Source organism: Chryseobacterium culicis, from assembly GCF_900108365.1.
Taxonomy (GTDB): Bacteria; Bacteroidota; Bacteroidia; order Flavobacteriales; family Weeksellaceae; genus Chryseobacterium; species Chryseobacterium culicis.
In genome coordinates, this window is record NZ_FNWQ01000006.1 from 114,093 (window position 1) to 134,595 (window position 20,503).

The window sequence follows — 20,503 nt, forward strand, 5'->3', positions numbered from 1 at the left end:
GACCAGCTAATTTAAGTTTTTTTACGGGATATTCAGATATTTGTGCGTCTGAACTGATGCCTGCCATTCCGGATGCTCCAGAATAAAATCTGTAATCTTAGGATACATATCATCTCTCTTGCTCCATTCGCTCTGAAGATACAGCCTGCAGTTTTCAGAAACTTTGGCTGCCTGCTCCTGTGCAAACGTAAAGTCATGCTGATTAAAGATTATTACTTTAAGCTCATGGGCTTTTTGATAAATCTCTTCTTTCGGCAGTCCGGTTTTCTTTGGCGAAAGCGTAATCCAGTCCAGCTGTCCGCTCATAGGATAAGCTCCTGAAGTTTCGATATGGACGGTACATCCAAGCTCTTTAAGTCTGGATGTCAGGAGATCTAAGTTCCACATTAAAGGTTCTCCACCTGTCAGAACAATTGTTTTGGAATGTTTGGCAGCCATTTCTGCAATTTCTACTGCATTCATCAGCGGATGAAGTTCCGGATTCCAGCTTTCTTTTACGTCACACCAGTGGCATCCCACGTCGCAGCCACCAAGCCTGATGAAATAAGCGGCTTTCCCGGTGTGCGCACCTTCTCCCTGTAAAGTGTAAAAATGCTCCATTACAGGGAGCATTTTACCTTCTTTTAATAAAATATCTTCTTCTTTATTCATTGTAAAATTAGTCGTTATAGACCGAAGTTTTGTAAGCAATGATGGTGTTTTTCATCAGCATCGCTCTTGTCATTGGGCCTACTCCTCCAGGTACCGGAGTGATCCAGCTTGCTTTTTCTGCGCAGCTGTCAAAATCTACATCACCTGCAAGGTAATATCCTTTCGGAGAGTCATTATCTACTCTTGTAATACCTACATCTACAATTACGGCTCCTTCTTTGATCATATCTCCTTTTAAGAAATGCGGATCTCCCAAAGCGGTAATTACGATGTCTGCTTTTCTTGTATATTCTTCAATGTCTTTTGTATATGAGTGTGTAAGGGTAACAGTAGAGTTTCCCGGGAAATCTTTTCTTCCCATCAGGATGCTCATCGGTCTTCCTACAATTTTACTTCTTCCGATAATTACACAGTCTTTTCCTTTAGTTTCAATATTATATCTTTCCAACAGTGTTAAGATACCGAAAGGAGTTGCCGGTAAGAAAGTATCCATTTCAAGAGCCATTTTTCCGAAGTTTTCAGGGTGGAAACCGTCCACGTCTTTTCTTGGGTCGATAGCATTGATGATTTTTTCCTGATCAATCTGGTCTGGTAAAGGCAGCTGAACGATAAATCCGTCTACTGCTTTAGACTTATTAAGCTCATCAATTTTTTCCAATAATTCAGATTCCGAAACTGTACTTGGAAATTTAACTAAGCTTGATTGAAATCCTACTTCCTCACAGTCTTTCACCTTCGCATTTACATAGGCTTTGCTAGCTCCGTTATTTCCTACAAGAATTGCTACCAGATGGGGAGCTCTTCTTTTGCTTGCGAGAATCTTTTCTACTTCAGCCTTGATCTCTGCTTTAATTTCCTTGGATACTTTAAGTCCGTCAAGAATTTCTGCCATTTTTACTTTTTTGCTTTTATTTAGATTTTATTGAATACAACGATATCCTGGAATTCATCAGCACCTTCTTTCTCTACATTATTTCTCCAGAAACCTTCTTTTACGGTGGTTACTTTCAGCCCGGCATCCAGTGCCATCTGATTGAGCAATGGAATGCTTACTGCAATATTTGCCGCAGTTACCTGATCATCCATTAATTTGTAGCCTTCATATTGATGAGGAAAATGCATACTGCCTGCTTCAGTTTTAGTATCATCATAAAGAAAAAATGTGGCTAAGCATTGTCCGTCAGTTTTTAAGACTCTGCTTATTTCTTTCAAATACTGTCTGATTTCGGGAATTTGCATATGCGTAAAAACCGAAAACAGGAAAGCTTTATCAAACAGTGCATTTTCATAAGGAAATGTAAAGTTCTCAGCCTTTTGACTGAAGGTATTATACAAATCATTATAGATGGGCGTGAATTTAAAATTGAAATTAGGATACTTGCTGTGAATGTGCTTGTTACACCAGTTAATTCCTTTTTCAACAGCATCAAAGCCATCATAAGTTCCTTTATCAATAAATCCGGTTAAAGCAACTGCTGTTCTTCCGATTCCGCATCCGATATCCAGCACATGATCTGTACTGCTTAGCGAGATGTATTTTTTCAATGCATTCATCTGCCGGATTCCATGGGGAATAAAATCACTGCCTCCCACATATATATCTCCCTTTTTGGGCTCGTTTTTAGCTCTTTTTCCAATGATACCTTCATAAAGATCAATAGGAAAATAAAAAATTTTTCTTCCTAAAAGTCTAAAACCGGGAGGTAGTTTATAATAATATGATCTTAACGCAGACATCTGCTATTTGTTTTCTTTATAATAATTAATCAATCCGTTGGTTGAACTGTCATGAGAGCTTACTGCTTCCTTGTTCTCAAGCTCAGGAAGGATTTTATTGGCCAGTACTTTTCCTAATTCCACTCCAAACTGATCAAAGCTGAAAATATTCCAGATTACACCCTGCACGAAAATTTTGTGTTCATACAGAGCGATCAGCTGACCTAATGAAAAAGGAGTTAATTCCTTGAATAATATTGAGTTAGTAGGAGTGTTTCCGTGGAAGACCTTGAAGTTGATCAATCGGTCTATTTCTTCATCAGATTTTCCGGAATTTCTAAGCTCTACTTCTACTTCTTCTTCCAGTTTTCCGAAGGCAAGTGCTTCCGTCTGAGCGAAAAAGTTCGCTAATAATTTATCCTGATGATCTGAGACTTTATTTGGGCTCTTTGTGTAAGCTATAAAGTCTGCCGGAATCAATTCTGTTCCCTGATGGATCAACTGATAGAATGCGTGCTGGCCGTTTGTACCAGGTTCTCCCCAGATGATGGGTCCCGTTTCGTATTCTACAAATTCTCCGTTTCTGTCTACACATTTTCCGTTACTTTCCATATCGCCCTGCTGAAGATAAGCTGCAAATCTGTCAAGATATTGGGAATAAGGTAAAATGGCATAAGTAGTTGCTGCATAGAAATTACGATACCAGATTCCCAGAAGCCCCATTAGTACAGGAACATTCTCCGAGAAATCTGCAGTCTGGAAGTGCTGATCTGTATCAAATGCACCTCTTAGAAGCTGCTCGAAGTTTTCATATCCTACAGAAAGAACGATACTTAGCCCGATCGCACTCCAAAGGGAATATCTTCCGCCTACCCAATCCCAGAACTCAAAAATATTTTCTTCTGCAATTCCGAACTTCTTAACTTCTTCAATATTAGTAGATAAAGCTACAAAATGTTTGGCAACATCTTCCTGTTTCCCTGCCTTCAGGAACCAGTCTTTAGCAGAGTTGGCATTCGTCATTGTTTCCTGGGTGGTAAATGTTTTGGAAGCAATGATGAATAAAGTGGTTTCAGGGTTTAAATTCTTCACCACTTCTGCAATGTGATTGCCGTCCACATTGGAAACAAAGTGAGCGTTTAACCTTGTTTTAAAATGCTTTAAAGCAGAACAAACCATTACAGGACCTAAATCTGATCCTCCGATTCCGATGTTCACAACATCCGTAATTTCTTTCCCGCTGAAACCTTTATGTTCTCCTGAAATCACTTTTTCAGAAAAAGATTTCATATGCTCAAGAACTCTTCTGATTTGGGGCTTGATGTTTTCGCCGTCCACAAGAATTTCACGGTCAGAGAAATCCCTTAATGCTGTGTGCAGTACGGCTCTTCCTTCCGTTTCATTGATTTTATCTCCTGAGAACATTTTAGCAATAGCATCTTTTAGCTGACTCTCTTCAGCCAGTTGCAGTAAAAGATCCTTTGTTCTCGAGTCAATTAAGTTTTTAGAATAGTCAAAAAGATAGTTGTCCCTTTGTAGAGAAAACTCGTTAAAACGGTTCGGGTTATATTGAAAAAGGGTTCTAAGATCAAAATCATTTCCCCCGAAGTGTTCGTCAAGCGCTTTCCAGCTGTTAGTTTGTGTTGGATTTATTTTTGATAGCATATTGCAGAATTTTTATCTTTCAGAAAATGATGTTTTGGATTATAAATAATTGACAATCCATAATCATTTATTTCTGATTTGCAAATTTACGTAAAAATAAAACCTCAGATAAATTTGAAGACGATAAATAACATTTTTTTAAAAGACACACCCTCAGAATGTATATGAGGGTGCATAAAAATTGTTTTCGAAGATCGTGTAACACCTTATTCGTCCATTTCATTCAGAATGTTTTTCAATTGTCTGGCACTTCTTCCATAGCTGTATTTGGTCCACAGCACGATACTGGTTATAACGGTTAAAATTCCTATCAATACTGCTGTAATTAATCCCAGTTGTTGGGGAGAAGTCAGTTCTGTCAATGATCTTCCCTGTTTTTCCATCATATTATAAATCTGCAGTCCGATTGTTACCAGAAAATGGGGAAGCAGTAAAAACCCAAAAGACTGATAGCGCTCCATATTCAGGCGAAGTTCATGGTATATTTTCCAAAGGCTGTTTTTGGTATTTCCTGTGTAAAGTTCCGCCTGCCTGTAAAATTGATAAAATCCGAACAGGTAGTAAGATGATATGACGACCATCATGGTATAGGATACATAATAAATAATATACTGTGAAGCAGGAAAGTGGAACTGAAGGGGAAAAAGTGCCATCAGAATAATAGCTCCAATCTGCATCGGAAATTCTTTTTTCATATTTTTCCGGATCTTTTCTATGGGGTGCCTGCTTTCTTTGAGCTGCTGTATAGTGTCGGGAATGTTGACATCGCTGCCTTCTTTATTCCACTGTTCTTTTAGTTGATCAAAATTCATAACCTGATTTTTTTATGATTTGCTGTATTTTTTCTTTTGTTCTGTTGAGTTTTACACGGGCATTGCCTTCGCTCAGACCGAGATTGTTTCCGATTTCCTTGTGAGACATTCCTTCCATGAAATAAAATATAACAGCTTTTTCCACAGCATTCAATTTCTGAACCGCAGTATAGAATGCTTCTAATTGTTTGTCTTTTGAAGGATTGTAATCTTCCTGCTGTACTTCAAAATGAACAGGAGTTTCTGTATGATTCTCGGATCTTTGCTTTTCTTTCTTTAAATATGTAATTGCAGTGTTGATGGCAACACGGTACATCCACGTAGAAAATTCACTGTTACCTTTGAAATTTTGATAGGATTTCCAAAGCTGGATGAGAATTTCCTGCTGCAGGTCCTCGCGGTCCTCTACAGAATCTGCATAGATCCGTGAGGCTTTGTATAAAATGCCTTTGTGCTGGTTGACAAGCTTTAAAAAAGCAGTTTCAGTTAAGTTACTCACAGTTGTTTCATGGTTGGTTTACAATTATAAACTGGATACAGGTTTTACGGTATAACCTTTAGCGATAAGAAGCGGGATAATTCCGTTGTCACCCATAAGATGAGAGCCTCCGACGGCAAAGAAAGAACTTTCTTTTTCCATGAGTTCCGGCATTATTTTTACCCAGTTGTGATTTCTGTCGGTCAGCATAGCTTTTTCCTGCTGTACATTCATAAATCTTTCATCTTTAAAAAGACTGTAAAGTAACTGTACATTTTCATTTTTAAAAGCCTCGATCATTTGTCTGAATACGATTTCATATTCCTTGTCCATTTTCAGCTGGGCGATTGTGCTTTTCAGATCATAAGCTTTGTTGATGGCTTTCATCTGATCCTCTACCTTTTCCAGTCCTTTGATGCTCTTCCTTTCTTTTATGGCTTTCTGCAGGAGTTCCATTTCATAAAGCTTTATTTCTGTTTTTGGACAGGGAATTGCTTTGGTGGAGAGCAAGGCATAAAGTGCTTGCGGGCTTGAAGTGTCAACACTTTTCAGATCCGTTCCGTAATTTGCGAGAACTGTATTCAGCTCTTGGGCTTCTCCGGGAGAAAGCTGATCAGAAATTTTTTTATCATTCTTAAACATTTTTTGTAATGAGATCATTTCAGCAGGATCCGTATAATTGATTTCCATAACAAAGCTTTCAGATTTTTCAAGAGCTTTCAATACCTTCGATTTAATCTCAAAATCTTTACTGCATAAGATATGAAAAGTTCCGGTAATGTAAGAGGGCTTAGTAAGACCGTTTCCGGAGATTTCCCAAAGCAGGCTGTTGTTTTTCCCATAGTCTGTACTCTGAGCTTTTGCATTCAGGATATTCATTGATAATATTGCGGCGAACCCAAGTTTTATTACATTTTTCATAGTCGTTTTTTTTTGATTTTCTGTTCTTTAATCAGTAGGTAAAACAAGAGCTGCAATCGTTACATTTTTTTTCAAAAAAAATAAAAACCTCCCGAAAACAGGAGGCTGTAAAATCTAAAATTATGATGATAACCAATGGTTAGGATAGCTGTTTATTCCCGGATTTTTCACTGTTCAGGTTTAAGAGTTTTTCTTTTTCTTAAAAAATAGATGATGGCCGCAGCAACTAATAGGAGAGGCCATACGTTGATAAGAGCCACTATAATTCTCTGAATCAGATAGAAGCCGTACACAAATCCATCTTTAGCATCATGAATGAAATTGTATTTATATTTATTGTCAATGCTTGTCGTGTTGGTAACGGCAATTTCTGCAATACGCAATTGAGGTTCTTTAATATAGATGTCTATTGTGCTGTATTTCAAATCATCTGTCATATTCATGCTTTGCAGCTTTTGAAGATTTCCTTCGGACATATTTTCGTCGTCCAGCGTTACTTTATCTTTATTTGTTTTTAGCTTACTGATATTTTCAGAAGTTTTCTGATTTCTTTTTCCTTCCAGCTCAGCATATTTAATGCTGGCAGTTACATCTTCCGCATTGATGGATCTTGAGTTAAGAAACAATTTGTTTGTATTAATGGCTGTCAGTAATTCACCAAGCTTTTCTGTAGGAATACGCACCTGCATTCTGTTCTCTGTCTGATATTTTTTCACCAGCATGGCTTCCTCATCGGATGTATTGTAAGTGTTTTCAGAAACTACATTACTCTGAAGGTTGCTATTGGTTACAAATCCTCCGAGCTCCTGAACAGATTTTTCAATAGCAACGGTTGCGTTGTACACATCCTTTACTTCCATGTTAACATCTGCAGTCTTGATGAATTGTTTGTCTTTTACTTTCATATCTGCTACAGATGAAATACTGTCCGATACAGTAACTGCAGAAGAATCTGCTGTCGCATAAGCATTAAGATCTGTCTCTGCAACCTCTCCCTTCTTACAGGAATAGATGCCTAATAAAAGAACTGCAGATAATGATAATTGAAGATAAGTGGTTTTCATAGCGTTGATTTTTGTTGTTTTCCTGAAGTCAAAGTTCAGTCAGGATCTTTTGTAACGCTTGAAAATCAAAAGTAAAAAGCTTGTAAATAAAATACGATATTTTAATTCGTTGAAAGTAAGTGTTTTGTAAAACAATGTACACTTCAGGCCTTTGCTTTCGGAGCAGTTTTTGCTTATCTTTTACAAACCAAAACTACAATCTATCACTATGTCAAATACTTTTTCTAAAATCAGAAATGCAATAGGATTATTCACATCCATAGATTTTGATCAGCTGAGTGCTATTTCTCAAAAAGTAGATCTTCCCAAACTGATGCATAATTTTTCTAAACTGGATGATAAACAGCTCTCAGGGCTCATGAAAATGCTGGATCCCGAAAAGAAAAAGAAAGAACTTCCACCCATTGACGGAGATTTTTACGATATTTACCATACGCTTACTCCCGAACAGCGTGAAATTCAGCTCAAAGTAAGAGCATTCATGGAAAAAGAAGTAAAGCCTATTGTGAATCACTACTGGCTCAGAGATGAATTTCCATTTGAGCTGATCCCGAAATTCCAGAAGCTGGATATCTGTGGCGTTACTTATGAAGGATATGGATGTCCGGGAATGCCTTTTCTTATGGAGGGAGTCATTGCCATGGAAATGGCAAGAGTAGATGCCTCAATAGCAACATTTTTCGGGGTGCAATCCGGGCTGGCCATGGGTTCTATTTATATCTGCGGATCTGAAGAGCAGAAGCAGAAATGGCTCCCGCAAATGCAGAAGTTTGAAAAAATTGGAGCTTTCGGTCTTACAGAGCCGGAAGTAGGTTCCGGAGCAGCGGGCGGACTTACTGTAACCTGTAAAAAAACGCCGGAAGGATGGGTTCTGAATGGACAGAAAAAATGGATCGGGAATGCTACTTTCGCGGACCTGATTATTATCTGGGCAAGAGATCTGGATACCGGAGAGGTAAAAGGATTTATTGTAGAAAAAGATAACCCTGGATATTCTGTTGAAAAAATTAAAGGAAAAATGGCTTTAAGGATTGTTCAGAACGGATTGATCACCTTGAAAGACTGTCTTGTAACCGAAGAAAACCGTTTGCAGAATGCCAATTCATTCAAAGATACCGGAAAAGTATTGAGAATGACCAGAGCGGGAGTCGCATGGATGGCCACAGGATGTGCACGCGGGGCTTACGAAAGTGCATTAGATTATACCCGAAAAAGAGAACAGTTTGGGAGACCTATTGCTTCATTCCAAATGATTCAGGGGCATCTGGTAGAGATGCTGTCTAATCTTACCGCCATGCAGACTATGGTTTTCAGATTGTCTGAAATGCAGGATGAAGGCATTTTAAAAGATGAGCATGCTTCCCTAGCCAAAGTTTTCTGTACCCTGAGAACAAGGGATATTGTTTCCAGGGCAAGAGAGGTGATGGGAGGCAACGGAATTCTGCTGGAGTACGATGTGGCCAGATTTGTTGCCGATGCAGAAGCAATCTATTCCTATGAAGGAACAAAAGAAATTAACTCGCTCATCGTAGGACGATCGATCACGGGTTTCAGTGCTTTTGTATAGGCAGCAGGTAGCAGGTAATAGGTTATGGGTATTGTAACCTGTTACTGCTCATCCGTCATTTATGAAACAAGGTGTTTATACTTGTCTTTGTTATCAATAATCATCCAGAGATTGATCAGGAACATTACTCCGGCAATTCCCATTCCCATGGGAGACTTATCCATAGTGAATACATGAATCACTATTCCTACCATTACAGGTAAGATAACGATGGCTCCCAGCGCTCTTGTTTTGGGAAAGATGAATAATAATCCGCCAATGACTTCTACGGTCCCCACTAATGGCATCAGCCAGCTGATTTCTCCAAAAGCCGCGAAAAGTTTCATCTGCTCAGGAGTCGGTTTTTCCATGGGCATATAATTAAAGAACTTGTTTAATCCGGCATTAATAAACATAAGCCCGAAAAGTAAACATACTATGAACTTTATTGCTTTCATGATTGATGATTTTATATCAAATGTAAAATAAAAATACGATTTATGTGCGAGGTTTTTGTAAAAAACGAATAATTACTGTTAATGATCGGTTAATGTTGGATTTTGGATAATCTTATTCGTTATATTTGATGTACAAATTAAAATCATAATATTATGTTGAAAAATCTGAAAAAATTAAACCGTACGGATTTAAGAGAAATTCAAGGCGGGGGAGGTGCTGGAAAATGTGATATCGGACCCATTGGCTGTCCATGTAAAATTCCGCCAGGAGATCCTTGCTTGGGAGGCGGCGGTGGAGGAACTCCGCCACCACCGGATTACGGATACTGCCCCGATAGCCAGACTTACATTCTGTGCACAGAAACCTGCCCGAACGGAATGAGCCCATTGTGTGCTCTGTCATAACAATAAAAAGACTGTCTTGATAAGGCAGTCTTCTTTATTTAAAGGGTTAGATTGCAGCATTCGAAATTAGAGCGATATCCAATTATTCTCCATTTTTTATTACTGCTTATTGCTCATTACTCATACTCTAGTCCATTTCCTTAAGCGTTATATTCTTAGAAATTTTGTAGCTTTTTTTCTTTTTATTAGGCTTCTGTTCTTCCCCCAGCAATCTACCCCAGGGCTTGAGGTCATCCACTCTCTCACAGATAATTTTTATAATCGCAATGGCCGGAATACACAGGAACATTCCTGCTATTCCCCAGAGATGTTCTCCTAAAAGAATACCGATAAAAGAAAACAAAGCATTGATCTTTACTTTTGAGCCTACAACAAAAGGCAGAACAATATTTCCGTCTATTGCATGGATCCCTATATATCCCAAAGCCACATAGATACATGTTGAAGGAGTGGAAGTGGCAAATGCTATAAAGCAGGAGATTAAAAGGGAAATAAAAATTCCGAGATATGGAATAACGTTTAGCAATCCCGTCAAAACTCCTAAAAGGATAGCATATTTTACGCCCAAAATGGTAAGCAGGACAGAAGTAAGGATAGAAACAATAATCACCTGAAGAAAAAGCCCGAAGATATATTTCTTCGTCATGACGCGGATTTCACTTACCGCTTCCTGTACACTGGCTTTATGTCTTTCGTTGAAAACAGTAACAATAAAATTATTTAAAAGTCTTCTGTAATTTAAAATAAAGATAAAAAACAGGGTGAAAAATATAATGAATCCAAATCCCGTTGAAAAAATTCCGAATGTAAAACCCAGAATGACTCCTGAAGAAGATAAAAGTTTATTCAATCCCTGATTGATATAATCTACCTGTTCATCTACCTTTACATTGAATGTTTTGGAAACCCAATGCTGAAGGCCATTAAAAACAGTAGTGAACTGTTCTTTGAGATGAGGAAGGTCCTTGCTGAAATCCGAAAGCTGATTGGTGAAGAAATAAATGATCCCGCCTAAAATAACCAGCATGATAAACACTGAAGTCATTGTTGACATAGACCTCGGAAACCTCAATTTTCTTTCCATAAAAGTGGCAGCCGGCAAAAACAGCATTGCCATCAGGAAAGCAAGGAAAAAGGGAGCTAAAATACTCTGCCCCAATGCTAAAAGATAACCAAGGCCAATGATGGAGATCACCACAAGCGTAAGCTTGACAAGGAAAGGAAGTCTAAGAAAATTCATAATCTATAAATATGCGGTGTGGAATAAAAATAAGAAAACCCCTCAGAATTAAAAAGATTTTTATGCAATTCTTCAGAATTATCTTGTGTTCTGCAAATTTTATTCCACGTCCTGAGAAAAACTGTGCTTTTTGTATAAAAAACGGAAACACGCCCTGAATATCAGAACGTGTTTCTTTATTGAGAAGTTAATATGTTATCAATTGTTTATTCTTCGATGGCGATGTCAATCACTTCTTCCATTCTGTTCACATAGTGTACTTTAAGATCTTTTAAATAATCTTTTTTAATCTCTTCCACGTCTTTTCTGTTGGCTTCACAAAGGATAACATCTTTAATTCCAGCTCTTGTTGCTGCCAGAAGCTTTTCTTTGATTCCTCCTACAGGAAGCACTTTTCCTCTTAGTGTAATTTCTCCCGTCATCGCAAGGTGAGGTTTTATCTTCTTGTTTTTGAAAGAAGACACCATGGATGTGAGCATGGCGATCCCTGCAGAAGGCCCGTCTTTAGGTGTGGCTCCCTCAGGAACGTGAACGTGAATGTTTTTCTTATCGAGATCTTCCTGAGGAATTCCCAGTTCATCATGCTTCGCTTTAATATACTCAAGAGCAATGGTGGCAGATTCCTTCATCACCGTTCCAAGGTTTCCAGTCATGGTCAGAGCACCTTTTCCGTTGCTTAATATGCTTTCAATATAAAGAATATCACCCCCTACACTGGTCCATGCAAGACCCGTTACTACGCCAGGAACTCCGGTAATTTCAGATAAGCTTTTCGGTCTTGGAACCCCCAAAATTTCATCCACTTTTTCCAAAGAGATTTTGGGATCGTATTCTTTTACCAGGGCTGTCTGTAATGCGACCCATCTTGCAATGGCGGCAATTCTTTTTTCGAGCGATCTTACACCGCTTTCTGAGGTATGAGCCTCTACAATGTGCTTAAGTTCCGTATTTCCCAGTTTGAATGACTTGGCATCCAGACCATTTTCTTCCTGTTGCTTTTTGATTAAATGTCTTTTGGCAATTTCAATTTTTTCCTCCAGCGTATAACCGGCAATCTGAATGATCTCCGTTCTGTCCAAAAGCGGGGTCTGTATTGTTGAAAGCGAGTTTGCAGTAGCAATAAACATTACTTTTGAAAGGTCATAACCCATCTCCAGGAAATTGTCATAGAAAGACTTGTTTTGCTCCGGATCAAGAACTTCCAGAAGTGCTGAGCTTGGATCTCCATGCTGGCCCTGTCCTATTTTATCAATCTCATCAAGTACAATTACCGGGTTTGAAGTACCGGATTTTTTGATGGACTGTAAAATTCTTCCCGCCATGGCGCCAATGTACGTCTTTCTGTGTCCGCGGATTTCACTTTCATCATGCAAACCACCTAGAGATAATCTTACATATTTTCTTCCTAAAGCATCAGCAATAGATTTTCCCAAAGAAGTCTTACCCACTCCCGGAGGCCCTACCAATAAAAGAATAGGAGATTTCATGTTGTTTTTCAGTTTTAAAACAGCCATATGCTCCAGGATTCTTTTTTTGATGTCTTCCAATCCGAAGTGAGCTTTGTCAAGCACTTTCTCAGCTTTAGCAATATCAAAAATATCTTTTGTATAAGTTTCCCATGGAAGATCAGTGAAGAAATCAAGATAATTTCTCTGCACATTATAATCCGGAGAATTAGGATTCTGACGTTGAAGTCTGCTGATTTCTTTCTGAAAATGATCCTCTACCTCCTTGCTCCATTTTTTATTTTTAGCCTTGGCAATAAGATCTTCAACATCACTTTCAGGTCCGCCGCCAAGCTCCTCCTGAATCGTTCTGATCTGCTGATTCAGGAAATATTCTCTCTGCTGTTTATCCAGATCCTTTGAGGTTTTCTGATGAATCTGGCTTCTGAGCTCCAGCTTTCTGAAATCTTCATGCATCATCTCATAGCACTGATTGGCTCTGATCATCAGGCTTTTCTCTTCGAGAAGCTTTTGCTTTGCAACGGAAGAGAAATTAGCATTTGTACAGATGAAATTCAGAAGATCATCGTTATTGTTTATATTTTTGATGGCGAAGTTGGCCGCATTGGGAATATTGGGATCCAGTTCTATAATCTTTAAAGCAAGATCTTTGATGTTCTCCAGCAGTGCCTCATATTCATCCTGATTTTTAGGACGCGTATCTTTTAATTTTGATATTTCTGCTTTGAAGTAAGGTTGTTTATCAACAATTTTTTTAATCTTAAATCGGTGAAACCCCTTGGTTATTGCTGTAATATTACCTTCCGGAAGCTTAATAATCTTAATGATCTTAGCCAATGTACCGGTAGTGTAAATATCTTTTTCCGAAGGCTGCTCCAGATCCGAATTTTTCTGGCTTACAATTCCAATGAAATCACCATTTTTCTGGGCTTCCTCAAGAAGCTGTATCGAGGTTTTTCTTCCTGCAGTGATAGGAATTACCACATTCGGGAACATCACCATATTTCTTACGGGAAGTATCGGGAATATTTTCTGTTCGGAATTTTTATCGGTCTCAGCGAAGTCGGAAAGATTGATTTCTTCAGTTACGATATCAAATCCGTCACTGATCATTTCTTCTAAACTTATATCTTCAAATTCTGTCATAGTCAATCGAATGACAAATTGTCATTTTCGTTTTTTATCGTTAAAAGGATTTTTTATAATACGCACTGAAAACGTGTGGCATATTATAATATTCTTAAGATGCACAATACTTATGCCATTTGTTTTTTACTTAAAAATACGGTCAAAATTTCCTTTTTTAGATAATCTTTGCATTAAAAATCAAAATAAAGCAGTTCTGTTTCTGTAATTTCTTAAAAATGTGTATTTTCGCAAACTGATAAAAAACTATAATTTATAAAATGGCAATTTTAGGACAGATTAGGAGTAAGCCTTGGCTTTTAATGGGAGTAATAGCCTTAGCGCTTTTGGCGTTCTTGGTGAACCCCGATAGTATTGACAAGGTTTTTGGAAAGAATCCTGATGTTTTAGGAAAAGTAAATGGTGAGAAAATCACCCGCGAAGAGTTCAATGACCAGCTTTTCGTGTTGCAGCAACAGGCTGATCAGCAAGGACGTCCGAAAAACGGTCTTGAAGAGCAGGCTTGGCAGTTACTTGTACAATCCAAACTTATCAAACAGCAGTTTGAGAAGCTGGGCTTTGAAATGACTGATGATTATTTCTGGAATCAGATCCAGTATGATCAGATGTTTGCTCAGAATCAGCAGTTCTTTGATGAGAAAGGTAATTTTAAAACTCAAGAGCTTAAAAAAGAAATTGAAACATTAAAAAACACCAATCCTGAAGGGTATAACCAATGGTTGAAAACTAAAAAGACTATTGAGTACAGACTTATGGCAAGACAGGTGTTTACCAATATTTCAGCAGGTATCACTACCGGTAAGAAAGAAGCCGAAGAATTGATGAAGCAGAGAGATCAGCTTGCAGATATCGACTTTGTAAAAGTGGACTATGCAGCGTATCTTCAGAAAACAAAGATCAATGTTACTACACAGGATCTTGCTGACTACATCAAGCAGCACCCTGTCATGTTCAAAGCTGAGCCAAGCAGAAATATCGGTATCGTATTTTTCCCATCTAAACCTAGTGCTGCAGATGACGCAGCCGCTCTGAAAGAAATCACAAAATTATATTCAGGAGGTACAGATGCGAGCGGAGGTACAGAAAACTTCCAGAATACGAAAAACGATTCTATGTTTGTTACAGCAAACTCTGATGCGCCATTCAACCCACAATATGTAAACCCTGCACAATTGCCTCCAACAATCAAAGATCAGATTGCTTCTGCAGCAATCGGTCAGACTTTTGGCCCTTACAAAGAGCAGGATGTTTATGTAGTATCTAAATTGGTAGGAAAAAGAGCTTCAGACTCTACTTTATCAAGACATATTCTTATTGCATTCAAAGGAAGCCCTGCCGGGGAAGGAGTAACAAGAACAAAAGAGCAGGCTAAAAAACTGGCTGACTCTATCGGAGCTATTGTAAAAGCAACACCAGCCAGATTTACAGAATTCTTAAAGCTTTCCAGCGATCCGAATTCTGCAGCACAGGGAGGGAGCTTAGGATGGACAACTCCGGAAACTCCTTTCGTTCCTGAATTCCTTACTTACCTGGCCAACAATCCTAAAGGAGCTACAGGGGTAGTAGAAACGCAGTTCGGTTATCATATCATCAATATTGAAGATAAAAAATCAGGATCTATGGGGTATAAAGTTGCTAACCTTGTAAAAGCAATCAAACCTTCAGATGCTACTGAGGCAGAAACAGATAAAAAATCAAGAAAATTCATTCAGCAGGTTCAGGGGAAATCTTTCAACGATTTCGTGAACATTGCTAAGAAAGGTAATTACCAGTTCTCCAATCCAAAGGCAGCGAAAAGATTTGAAGGCCAGCTTCAGGGCTTAGGCACTGATAAAGATCCGGAGATCCTTACTTGGGCTTTTGATAAGAAAAGAACTAAAGGAGATACTGAATTATTTACTGTAGAAGGAACAGGAGATAAGATTGTAGTGTATCTGAACGGAAAACAGGAAGCAGGTCTTGCTGATCCGGAATCTGTAAGAGACCAAATTGAAGTTGTCGTTAAAAATAAATTGGCTGCAAAACAAATTTCGGATAAAATTACAGCGGCTAAAGCTTCAAGCTTAGATCAGATCGCTAAATTATTTGCAGCTCCGAAACAGTCTGCTCAGGTGAACTTACTTAACCCTTCAGTAGCGGGTGCTATGGAACCTAAAGTTGCCGGTGCTGCATTTGGTGTGGCAAAAGGTAAACTTTCCAACCCTGTTGAAGGAGGAACAGGTGTTTATGTTCTGATCAAAAAATCTGAAACAGTAAACAAACAGCCTGGAGACCTTAAACAGTTTACAGAATCTCTTACTCAGAGAAGTGCGGGAATGTTCGGGCAGGCTTGGATGAAGAGCCTTCAGGACAACGCAGATATCGAAGATTACAGAATCGAGATCTGGAATAAACTGGGACATCAGCAACAATAAAGAATTCATTTCATATGATATAAAAAGCGGCAAATTTTTTTGTCGCTTTTTTTTGTATTTATCGCAGAACAATAAAGGAAAAGATTTATTTAAAATGTACTATATTTGCTTATTAGAAAAAAATTAGCAAGTGAAGTTCAGTAAAGAATTAAAAGCTGGTGTGATCACACTTCTGGCCATTGTAGGTTTTGTGGTGTTGTTTCAGTTTATGAAAGGGAAAAGCCTTTTTACTACCGATAATATATTTTACGCAAAGTATGACAACGTAGAGGGGTTGGCACAGTCTTCGGCTGTTTCTATTAACGGTTTGAAAGTAGGGCAGGTGGATAAAATTACTCCTCTGACTACAAAAGACGGTAAAATTAATTTTGTTGTAAAAATTACGGTAGATAACAAATTCGAATTCTCAAAAAACTCATCATTAGAGATTTTTGAGCCAGGATTAATGTCTGGTAAAGAAATGAGAGTTAATCTGGCATATGGAGGGCCAACGGCCAAAGATGGAGATACCCTGAAAGGTGCTTTCAAACTGGGAACATTAGGAAGCCTTTCTTCTCAGGTGGGCCCGGTAAAAGATCAGCTGCAGGTGGTTTTACATAGGGTAGACTCCCTGATGGCGAATGCCAACCTGCTGGTGGATGCTCAAAACAGAGCTGAAATTAAAGCCTTATTATCCAATCTTAATAAAACAGTAGGCGCATTACAGGCTACAGCAGGAAGTGTAAACAATCTTGTGGGCCACAATGATCCTAAATTGCAGAAAGTATTGGATGATGCAAGCCTTACCATGCAAAGTGGAAAGGTAACCCTGGATAAGTATGGAAATCTGGCTCAGAGCATTGATACAAAGCAGTTGAATTCTACAATTGCAAATTTAGATGCTACTGTAGGCAAGTTAAATCAGGTAATTGGCGGTATCGATAGAGGAGAAGGTAGCTTAGGTAAGATTATGAAAGACGATCAGCTTTATAACAACCTGAATTCAGCTTCTACCAACTTAAATTCATTAATCGAAGATATGAAAGCGAACCCGAAGAGATATATCAACTTCTCGGTTTTCGGTAAAAATAACAAAGACTAATACGCCACCTTATGCAGTACATTGGTAATATTATTTTCCTGATTTTATTAGTGGCAGGGTTCGGGCTCTTTGCTAAAAGCCTGCTCAAGATCTATAGGAATATCAGGTTAGGTCATGAAATTAATAGAAACGACAGAAAAGGAGAACGCTGGAGCACTATGGCACGGGTTGCTATGGGGCAGAGTAAAATGACGGCACGTCCTGTTGCCGGAGTTCTGCACCTTTTCGTATATGTAGGTTTTGTGATTATCAATATAGAACTTATTGAAATCATTGTAGATGGACTGTTTGGAACGCACCGTTTCCTGGCTTCTGTTTTCGGACACGGATTCTACAGCTTCTTTACTGCAACATTAGAAATTTTAGCACTTCTTGTGGTAATCGGCGTAGTTATATTCTTTATCAGAAGAAACTTTTATGGTGTTAAAAGATTAACAATGAAAGAACTTTTTGGCTGGCCAAAACAGGATGCCAACTGGATTCTTATCATAGAGTTTGCACTGATGGCGGCTTTCTTCACAATGAATGCGTCAGATTTTATTTTACAGTCGAGAGGAGTTTTGCCAGAGCATGGAAGCTTCCCGATCAGTGAAATGACATTGGTTCCTTTTTTCGAAATCTTTAGTTTTGACAGCGGATTTTTGATGTTCACAGAGAAAGCAGCATGGTGGTTCCACTTTGTGGGGATTCTTTTCTTTATGAATTATCTATATTATTCTAAGCACCTGCATATCATCCTGGCCTTTCCAAGTACATGGTACGCTAATCTTGAAAAGAAAGGAAAATTCAACAATCTTGAATCTGTCACTAAAGAGATTAAATTAATGATGGATCCTAATGCAGATCCATATGCTGCTCCGGCAGAAGGAGCGGAAGCGGATGTACCTTCTAAATTTGGTGCAGAAGATATTTTTGATCTTAATCAGGTACAATTGCTTAATGCTTATTCCTGTACAGAGTGCGGACGTTGTACCTCCGTTTGCCCCGCTAATATTACCGGTAAAAAACTTTCTCCAAGACTGATTCTGATGAAAACCAGAGACCGGTTGGAAGAAGTGGGCAGAAATATTGACCAAAACGGAAAATTTGTTGATGACGGTAAAAAGCTGTTGAACGACTATATTACCAAAGAAGAACTTTGGGCCTGTACCACATGTAATGCATGTACGGAAGCCTGTCCGGTATTGCTAGATCCGCTTTCCATTATTTTTGAAATGAGAAGATTCCTGGTAATGGAACAGTCTGCTGCCCCTCAGGAACTGAATCTGATGATGACCAATGTGGAAAACAATGCAGCGCCGTGGCAGTATAATCAGGCCGACCGTCTGAACTGGGCAAATGAAAATTAGATAATTAATCAATTTGTAAGTTTGAAATTGATTAAAGTCTGCATCATTTTCAAATTTCCAAATTCTCACATTTTCAAATTGAAAAAGAAATGGATTTCAATATAAAAACAATGGCAGAATATGCTGCCGAAGGAAAAGCCCCTGAAGTTTTATTTTGGGTTGGATGTGCGGGAAGTTTTGATGACCGTGCTAAGAAAATTACAAAAGCATTTTGCAAGATATTAAATAAGATAGGTGTTGAATTTGCCGTTTTAGGACAGGAAGAAAGCTGTACCGGTGATCCTGCAAAAAGAGCCGGAAATGAATTTGTATTCCAGATGATGGCTCTTACCAACATTGAAGTGCTGAATGCTTACGAAGTAAAGAAAATCGTAACGGCCTGTCCACACTGTTTCAATACCCTGAAAAATGAATATCCAAGCTTAGGCGGGCATTTCGAAGTGGTACACCACACGCAGTTCCTTAAAACCTTAATGGAAGAAGGAAGACTGAAAATAGAAGGCGGAGCATTCAAAGGAAAGAAAATTACTTTCCATGATCCCTGCTACTTGGGACGTGCCAATGATGAATATGAAGCTCCAAGAATGCTATTGGAAAAGCTGGATGCAGAGCTGGTAGAAATGAAGCGATGCAAAACCAATGGTCTCTGTTGTGGAGCCGGTGGTGCACAGATGTTTAAAGAACCTGAAAAAGGAAAAAAAGACATCAATATTGAAAGAACGGAAGAAGCTTTATCCTTTGAACCTAAGGTAATTGCTACAGGATGCCCTTTCTGTAATACCATGATGACGGATGGTGTAAAGCACTTTAACAAAAATACTGAAGTAGCCGTAAAAGATATCGTTGAACTTCTTGCTGAAGCAGAAGATTTATAATTGAAATCTTTTATTGGTTTATGAAGCTGAAATGGAGACTCTCCTTTTTATTGATCATTTCGATACTTGCATTTCTTACATTCTGGAATTATCAAAACAGGGTATATGATTGGGACATGCCGGGCTACATGGGAAGCATGTATACTTCCGAGTTTCCGGACTCTCCGGATAAAGTTCGGATCCTGACCTATGAGGAAATCAAGAAAGAGGCTCCGGCAGCACATTATACAGATATCATCGGAATCAACCAGTGGGATATCCCCAGGCAGTATTTCGTAAAAAATACACAGTCTTTTACAGAACAGTTACCCTATTTTCAGATTAAAGTAGGGTATATTCTTGTCATAACACTTTTTTACAAACTTGGGTTCACCGCACCCATGGCAGTTTTGTTTACCAGTCTTATTTCTTACTTTGTTTCAGGATTACTGTTCTTTTATATTCTACACCTCCTGTTCCCGAAGAAGTACTGGCTTGCTGTAGCAGTGACGGTTGCAGCAATGCTTCTGCCTCCAATGACCTACATGTCCAGGGTTTCTACGCCGGATATGTTTATATTTCAGTTTATGCTGATCTTTATCATCGGTTTACTCAAAAAGTGGGAAAAATGGGCAATGTTTGTGCTTCTGTTCGCTATTACTTTTATAAGACCCGATTATATTACATTTACACTTACCTATCTTACTGCTGTTTTCTTATTCCGTTATTTTCAGGAAAAGAAAATTGATGTCTCCTTTATCATACAGGGGACGGTACTTTTGGTGATGTATCTGGTCATTGTTAAATTTTACCATTATCCAGGCTGGAAAGATGTTTTTTACGATACTTTTATTGACAGGCGGCCATTTATTTCTACACATCCTATTGAGGTCAGTCTGCAACAATATCTGAGTATTATTTACATCAAAATTATTTACTTTAAAAAGGTAACATTATCTTTAGCCATCATGATAGGTGTCATCTTCTGGCGATCGAAAGATGCATGGGTGAGAATGATTTCGGTTCTTTTTCTGATAAATGTTTATATCAAATTCTTCTTCTTTCCGCAGTCGGCCGCATTACGGTTTTTCTTTCCGTTTATCTTTCCGGTGTTTGTGATGATGCTCTACGTATTGAGTCAAAAATACAATGATCTCAAACTCGGGAAAATTGCGTAATTTTGTATTGAAGATGATCAGGATTTAAAATCATTATTCAACTCACCTCTTTTTTATGA

Annotated in this window: 18 protein-coding genes; 7 read left to right on the plus strand and 11 right to left on the minus strand. The window is 38.5% G+C overall.

The window, feature by feature from the left end; all coding sequences use genetic code 11:
* Positions 1–21 precede the first annotated feature (21 nt).
* The 8 genes from BLW74_RS18715 to BLW74_RS18750 form a co-directional block, all read right to left on the minus strand.
* Positions 22–651, minus strand: coding sequence for a 7-carboxy-7-deazaguanine synthase QueE (locus tag BLW74_RS18715; protein WP_089694938.1), 630 nt, complete (start codon positions 649–651; stop codon positions 22–24).
* Between the two features lie 7 nt (positions 652–658).
* The gene (locus tag BLW74_RS18720) at positions 659–1,543 is read right to left on the minus strand and encodes a bifunctional 5,10-methylenetetrahydrofolate dehydrogenase/5,10-methenyltetrahydrofolate cyclohydrolase (RefSeq protein WP_089694940.1); all 885 of its coding nucleotides are present in this window, start codon (positions 1,541–1,543) and stop codon (positions 659–661) included.
* Positions 1,544–1,563: 20 nt separating this feature from the next.
* The gene (locus BLW74_RS18725) at positions 1,564–2,388 is read right to left on the minus strand and encodes a class I SAM-dependent methyltransferase (RefSeq protein ID WP_089694942.1); all 825 of its coding nucleotides are present in this window, start codon (positions 2,386–2,388) and stop codon (positions 1,564–1,566) included.
* 3 nt (positions 2,389–2,391) lie between these two features.
* Positions 2,392–4,032, minus strand: a complete 1,641-nt coding sequence (pgi, locus tag BLW74_RS18730; RefSeq protein WP_089694944.1) for a glucose-6-phosphate isomerase — start codon at positions 4,030–4,032, stop codon at positions 2,392–2,394.
* 206 nt (positions 4,033–4,238) lie between these two features.
* On the minus strand, positions 4,239–4,844 hold the full coding sequence (locus BLW74_RS18735) for a hypothetical protein (RefSeq protein ID WP_089694945.1): 606 nt from the start codon (positions 4,842–4,844) through the stop codon (positions 4,239–4,241).
* Positions 4,834–5,343 carry an RNA polymerase sigma factor gene (locus BLW74_RS18740; RefSeq protein WP_089694949.1) on the minus strand — a complete coding sequence of 170 codons (510 nt, stop codon included), beginning with the start codon at positions 5,341–5,343 and terminating at the stop codon, positions 4,834–4,836. Before BLW74_RS18740 ends, BLW74_RS18735 begins: the two co-directional genes overlap by 11 nt.
* Positions 5,344–5,367: 24 nt before the next feature.
* Positions 5,368–6,243, minus strand: coding sequence for a TraB/GumN family protein (locus BLW74_RS18745; RefSeq protein WP_089694951.1), 876 nt, complete (start codon positions 6,241–6,243; stop codon positions 5,368–5,370).
* A gap of 167 nt (positions 6,244–6,410) precedes the next feature.
* Positions 6,411–7,307 carry a DUF4349 domain-containing protein gene (locus tag BLW74_RS18750; protein ID WP_089694952.1) on the minus strand — a complete coding sequence of 299 codons (897 nt, stop codon included), beginning with the start codon at positions 7,305–7,307 and terminating at the stop codon, positions 6,411–6,413.
* Positions 7,308–7,515: 208 nt separating this feature from the next.
* Here BLW74_RS18750 and BLW74_RS18755 point away from each other — a divergent pair, with 208 nt between their 5' ends.
* A complete protein-coding gene (locus BLW74_RS18755) occupies positions 7,516–8,874 on the plus strand; it encodes an acyl-CoA dehydrogenase family protein (protein ID WP_089694954.1) in 1,359 nt (452 codons plus the stop codon).
* 59 nt (positions 8,875–8,933) lie between these two features.
* Here BLW74_RS18755 and BLW74_RS18760 read toward each other — a convergent pair whose 3' ends face one another.
* On the minus strand, positions 8,934–9,311 hold the full coding sequence (locus BLW74_RS18760) for a DoxX family protein (RefSeq protein WP_089694956.1): 378 nt from the start codon (positions 9,309–9,311) through the stop codon (positions 8,934–8,936).
* Between the two features lie 153 nt (positions 9,312–9,464).
* Here BLW74_RS18760 and BLW74_RS18765 point away from each other — a divergent pair, with 153 nt between their 5' ends.
* Positions 9,465–9,716, plus strand: coding sequence for a bacteriocin-like protein (locus BLW74_RS18765; protein ID WP_089694958.1), 252 nt, complete (start codon positions 9,465–9,467; stop codon positions 9,714–9,716).
* Between the two features lie 127 nt (positions 9,717–9,843).
* Here BLW74_RS18765 and BLW74_RS18770 read toward each other — a convergent pair whose 3' ends face one another.
* The gene (locus BLW74_RS18770; protein ID WP_089694961.1) at positions 9,844–10,956 is read right to left on the minus strand and encodes an AI-2E family transporter; all 1,113 of its coding nucleotides are present in this window, start codon (positions 10,954–10,956) and stop codon (positions 9,844–9,846) included.
* A gap of 206 nt (positions 10,957–11,162) precedes the next feature.
* Entirely contained in the window at positions 11,163–13,568 is a 2,406-nt protein-coding gene (gene lon, locus BLW74_RS18775) for an endopeptidase La (RefSeq protein WP_089694963.1), read from the minus strand.
* Positions 13,569–13,828: 260 nt separating this feature from the next.
* Here lon and BLW74_RS18780 point away from each other — a divergent pair, with 260 nt between their 5' ends.
* The 5 genes from BLW74_RS18780 to BLW74_RS18800 all read left to right on the plus strand — a co-directional run bounded on the left by BLW74_RS18780 (position 13,829) and on the right by BLW74_RS18800 (position 20,444).
* Positions 13,829–15,982, plus strand: coding sequence for a SurA N-terminal domain-containing protein (locus BLW74_RS18780; protein WP_089694964.1), 2,154 nt, complete (start codon positions 13,829–13,831; stop codon positions 15,980–15,982).
* A 130-nt stretch (positions 15,983–16,112) separates the two neighbouring features.
* Positions 16,113–17,063: an MlaD family protein gene (locus tag BLW74_RS18785; protein ID WP_089694966.1), complete on the plus strand. Its 951-nt coding sequence runs from the start codon at positions 16,113–16,115 to the stop codon at positions 17,061–17,063.
* An 11-nt stretch (positions 17,064–17,074) separates the two neighbouring features.
* Complete coding sequence (locus BLW74_RS18790) at positions 17,075–18,412, plus strand: 4Fe-4S dicluster domain-containing protein (protein WP_089694967.1); 1,338 nt, start codon at positions 17,075–17,077, stop codon at positions 18,410–18,412.
* 89 nt (positions 18,413–18,501) lie between these two features.
* Complete coding sequence (locus BLW74_RS18795) at positions 18,502–19,287, plus strand: (Fe-S)-binding protein (protein WP_077419468.1); 786 nt, start codon at positions 18,502–18,504, stop codon at positions 19,285–19,287.
* 20 nt (positions 19,288–19,307) lie between these two features.
* Positions 19,308–20,444 (plus strand): hypothetical protein, encoded by a 1,137-nt coding sequence (locus BLW74_RS18800; RefSeq protein ID WP_089694969.1) that lies wholly within the window; start codon positions 19,308–19,310, stop codon positions 20,442–20,444.
* Positions 20,445–20,503: the final 59 nt, after the last annotated feature.